Raw genomic sequence first — 4,007 nt, forward strand, 5'->3', positions numbered from 1 at the left:
CGGCACGTCGAACAGGAGATCCGAGGTGGGCGTGTCCTGGCGCAGCTCGCCGTTGACCCAGGTCCGCAGCCGCAGGGCGCCGGGGTCGGGGACCTCGTCGACGGTCGTCACCCACGGCCCGAACGGGCAGGCCGTGTCGAACCCCTTCGCGCGCGTCCACTGCGGCTCGCGGCGCTGCAGGTCGCGGGCACTGACGTCATCGGCGACCGCGTAGCCGGCCACCGCCCCGCCGGCGCCCATGACGACCGCGAGTTCGCCCTCGTAGTCCAGGCGGCGCACGACCGGCGGGCACACCACGGGCCCGGCGGGGCCGGTGACGCTCGACGGGGACATCGTGAACACGATCGGGAACTCCGGCGGCTCGAGGTCCTGCTCCGCCGCATGCGCCCGGTAGTTGAGGCCGATCCCGAACAGGATCCGCGGGCGGTAGGGCGCCAGGAGGGTGACGTCGGCGAGCGAGAACGCGGCGCCCGCCGCCGCCGTGCGGTCCCCGGAGGCGAGCCGGTCGATGACGGTGGATCCGTCGTCGAAGGCGACGACGGCGTCGCCTCGCACCTCGCCGGCCAGGGGGTCGCCGCCGGGCGGCAGGAACGTCGCGAGCTTCATGCCGCGAACCTACCGTCCGTCGCGTGCCCGCAGCGCTCCGAGCGCCGCGATGGGGCTCCTTCCCGACCCCGGGGATCCTTGGGGGCCAGGACCCCGCGGATCGCCGAGAACGCGGAGGCGATGCGGACCGCTACGCGGCCCGCAGGTACCGGTTCGGCCGCGCAGCGGCGTCCCGGCCGCGAGCGGCGTGGCGCTCGATGAAGCGCGTGAGATCCTGCGGGCGCTCGCGCTGCGGGTGGTGGCCCATGCGATCCCAGATCTCGACGTGCGCCTGCGGGAGCGCGAGCTGCAGCGCCTCGGCGTGCGCCGGCGACACGAGAGCGTCGTGCTCGCCCCACAGCGCGGCCACGGGACCGGCGAAGTGGACAGGGCGCTTGGAGAAGCCGGTCTTCGACCGTCCCGCCGCGGCGATCGCCTCCGTGGCGGCGACCACGCCCGGGCCGGACTTGAAGGCCCGGCGGCGCACACGGCCCATGAGGTCCCGGGACGGAAGACGGCGGTGGGCCACGAAGGTGGTGTAGGCGGCGGTGACGGTGAGCGGGTTCACCAGCGCGAGCGGGAGCGCGGCCGATGCCGCGTGCTTGACGCCCGGGAGGGTCACGAACTCCGAGAGCCCGATCCGCCCGTAGCCGGCCGGGGCGAGCAGCGCGAGCGCGTGCACGCCCGTGGTGCGCTCGGCCACGGCGGTGGCGACCGCACCGCCCAAGGAGTGTCCGACGAGGGTGCACCCGTCGAGATCGAGGCGTTCAAGGCCTTCCACCACGGCTTCCGCGTAGCCGCTGATCCGCGGGCGCGTGGGCAGATCGGATCCGCCGAATCCCGGGAGATCGATCGCGATGCAGGGACGATGGGTGTCGAGCGCGAGCTGGGTCCATCCCTCGCTGTCGTCGAGCAGCCCGTGCAGGAGGACGAGCGGTCGACCCGTGCCCTCCCAGCGGCGGATGCGCAGGCGCCGGCGCCCCGAGAGGCCCACGTCCTCGACGATCACCCCTCGCTCCTGACTATGTGGTCCTGACGCCATGTCACTACGTTCCATCGGCACGCCAACCCCCGTCCATGAACCGCTCGTGCGCCAGCTTCGCTGGCCGATGCGTTCCCCGCTCGTGCCCCGACCACAGGAATCAAGGCTCGAGAGTAGGTGTCCGCCCCATACCCCGGACTCCTGACGATCAACCCTACGGCAACGGCTGGACGCGAATCACCGAGTCGGCGACGCACGCAGGCCGCTCGGAGCCGTCGACCTCGATCGTGAAGCGCTGGACGAGCTGCCACCAGCCGTCCCCGCGGTCGGTGACCTCGACGAGAGCTGCTGTGGCGCGCACACGGGACCCGACCGGAACGGGCGCCGGGAACCGGACCCGGTCGTAGCCGAGGTTCACCCCGAGCCGGAAGCCTTGCAGCGGCACGAGCTCGTCGCGGAACCCGTCGACCATCGCGAGGGTCAGGTTCCCGTGCGCGATCGTGGTGCCGAAGGGGCTCTCGCGCGCGGCCCGCTCCACGTCCGTGTGGATCCACTGACGGTCGCCGCTGAGGACGGCGAACGTGTCGATCATCGTCTGGTCGACCGTCCGCCACGCGGTCGGCCCCATGACCGTGTCGATCTGGTCGGTGAGCTCGTCGATCGTCGTCATCCCGTCGGGGATCCTAGGCGGCGCTCAGGTCGCGGGCGTCCCGGCCGATCACCCGGGGGACATGAGGCCATGGGAGCGCACCGTCACGGCCCATGAGCAGGTGCGCCTCGACGTCGCGGGCATCGGCTCGTTCGAGACGGTCGTGCTCCGCGCGGTCGCCGGAGCTGCCGAGCTCGCGATCCTCTCGGGTCCCGTGCCGGCGCGGTACCTCGCCGGACGTCCCTGCGTCGCCCGCGCCGCATCCGACGGGACGGGCGCGCGGGTGGAGGGGCGGCTCGTCCGCAGCCTCGACGCCCTCGGCCGCCTGCGCGACGACGCCGTCCAGATCGTGTTCGCCGCCGCGCGGTCGACCGAGGTGCCCCCGGCCGCACCCCGCGGCGTCACGGGAGTCGCGGCCTACACGGCCGTCCACCCCCATGCCCCGGAGACCCAGCGCCGCGCGTTCCAGCGGGTGGCGGTCGTGCGTCCGGTGACGCTGGTCCCGGAGCGATTCCGGGTCGGCTGGCTCGACGGGCGCACCCGGGATCTCTCCGTCGGCGGCACGCTCGTGAGCGGTGCCGAGCGCCTGCGTGAGGGTGAGCGGCTGCGCCTCGTGCTGGAGCTCGGACCCGGCACGCTGTTCGACACGCGTGGCCGCGTCACCCGCATCGACGAGGCCGGGCTCGCCGGCGTGCACTGGGAGCGGCTGAGCGCCGACGAGCGCCGGCGGCTGGCGCTGTACGTCACGCGCCGGCAGCGCGCGGCCCTCGCCGAGCTCCGCGCCCGGGCGTGATCGACGGTCCCCGGTTGCCGCCCGACGGCGCGGACTGCGACCATCGCGGTGTGACCGTCGCCCTCACCCTCCTCACCCCGATCCTCGCCGCCGCGGGCGGCGGCAGCTCCGGCTTCAGCGGCGGTGGTGGCGGCGGCTTCTCCGGCGGCGGCGGGTCCGGCTTCTCGGGCGGCGGGTCCAGCGGCGAGATCGGCACGGGCGGCGCCGTCTTCCTGGTCGCCATCTTCGTGCTGATCGCGATCGTCCTGCTGATCGGGGCGGTCAGCGCCGTCCGGCTGTCCCGCAAGCGCCGTGCCCGCGTCGCCCAGGTCGTCCGCGCGAGCGCCGAGGCCGCGGAGGACGACGCCTACTTCGCCGCGGACGTCGTCACCTCCCAGGCCCGCGAGCTGTTCGTCACCGTCCAGCACGCCTGGAGCGAGAACGACGTGGCGCGCCTGCGCGCGATGGTCGGGGCCGAGCTCATGGTCGAGTGGGAGCGGCGCCTGGCCGACTTCCGGAAGAAGGGCTGGCGCAACAAGGTCGACGTGCAGTCCGGACCGGAGGTCGAGTACGTGGGCATCGTCAACCGCGACGACGACACCGAGGACCGCGTGTGCGTCCGGCTCACCGCCACCCTGCTCGACCGGGTCGTGACCGACCGGGGGCAGACGATCATGCGCAACGGCCAGAGCAGCGCGACCACCCAGCTGGCCGAGTACTGGACGCTCGCCCACCGCGACGGCCGCTGGACGCTCGCCTCCATCGAGTCCGACACCGAGGGCGTGCACCAGCTCGACGCCGCGATCGTGGCGTCGCCCTGGTCGGACACGGGTGCGCTGCGCGACGAGGCGCTCGTCGAGAGCGCCGTCGCCGACAAGGCCCTGGACGGGTTCGCCACGGTCGATCTCGTCGACGTCGATCTCACCGACGACGCGCGCGCCCAGGCCCTCGATCTCTCGCTCGCCGACGCGCGGTTCGCCCCCGACATCCTGGAGGTGGCGGCCCGCCGAGCCGTGCAG

At 73.9% G+C, this 4,007-nt stretch carries 5 protein-coding genes; 2 read left to right on the forward strand and 3 right to left on the reverse strand.

Going from position 1 to position 4,007, the window contains the following annotated elements; all coding sequences use genetic code 11:
- The 3 genes from ABYE80_RS18120 to ABYE80_RS18130 all read right to left on the reverse strand — a co-directional run.
- Positions 1-606 (reverse strand): fumarylacetoacetate hydrolase family protein (locus ABYE80_RS18120; RefSeq protein ID WP_372791707.1); only part of this gene is annotated, 606 nt, incomplete at its 3' end.
- 130 nt (positions 607-736) lie between these two features.
- The gene (locus tag ABYE80_RS18125; protein ID WP_372791708.1) at positions 737-1,594 is read right to left on the reverse strand and encodes an alpha/beta fold hydrolase; all 858 of its coding nucleotides are present in this window, start codon (positions 1,592-1,594) and stop codon (positions 737-739) included.
- 187 nt (positions 1,595-1,781) lie between these two features.
- The gene (locus ABYE80_RS18130; RefSeq protein WP_372791709.1) at positions 1,782-2,237 is read right to left on the reverse strand and encodes a MaoC family dehydratase; all 456 of its coding nucleotides are present in this window, start codon (positions 2,235-2,237) and stop codon (positions 1,782-1,784) included.
- Between the two features lie 61 nt (positions 2,238-2,298).
- On the opposite strand from ABYE80_RS18130, the gene ABYE80_RS18135 reads away from it, so the two are divergent.
- Both ABYE80_RS18135 and ABYE80_RS18140 read left to right on the forward strand, forming a co-directional pair.
- Complete coding sequence (locus ABYE80_RS18135; protein WP_372791710.1) at positions 2,299-3,009, forward strand: PilZ domain-containing protein; 711 nt, start codon at positions 2,299-2,301, stop codon at positions 3,007-3,009.
- Positions 3,010-3,059: 50 nt separating this feature from the next.
- Positions 3,060-4,007, forward strand: a 948-nt coding sequence (locus ABYE80_RS18140; protein WP_372791711.1) for a TIM44-like domain-containing protein, incomplete at its 3' end; no start/stop codon positions are given.

The sequence above is a fragment of the Paraconexibacter sp. genome, assembly GCF_041602235.1.
Classification (GTDB): domain Bacteria; phylum Actinomycetota; class Thermoleophilia; order Solirubrobacterales; family Solirubrobacteraceae; genus Paraconexibacter.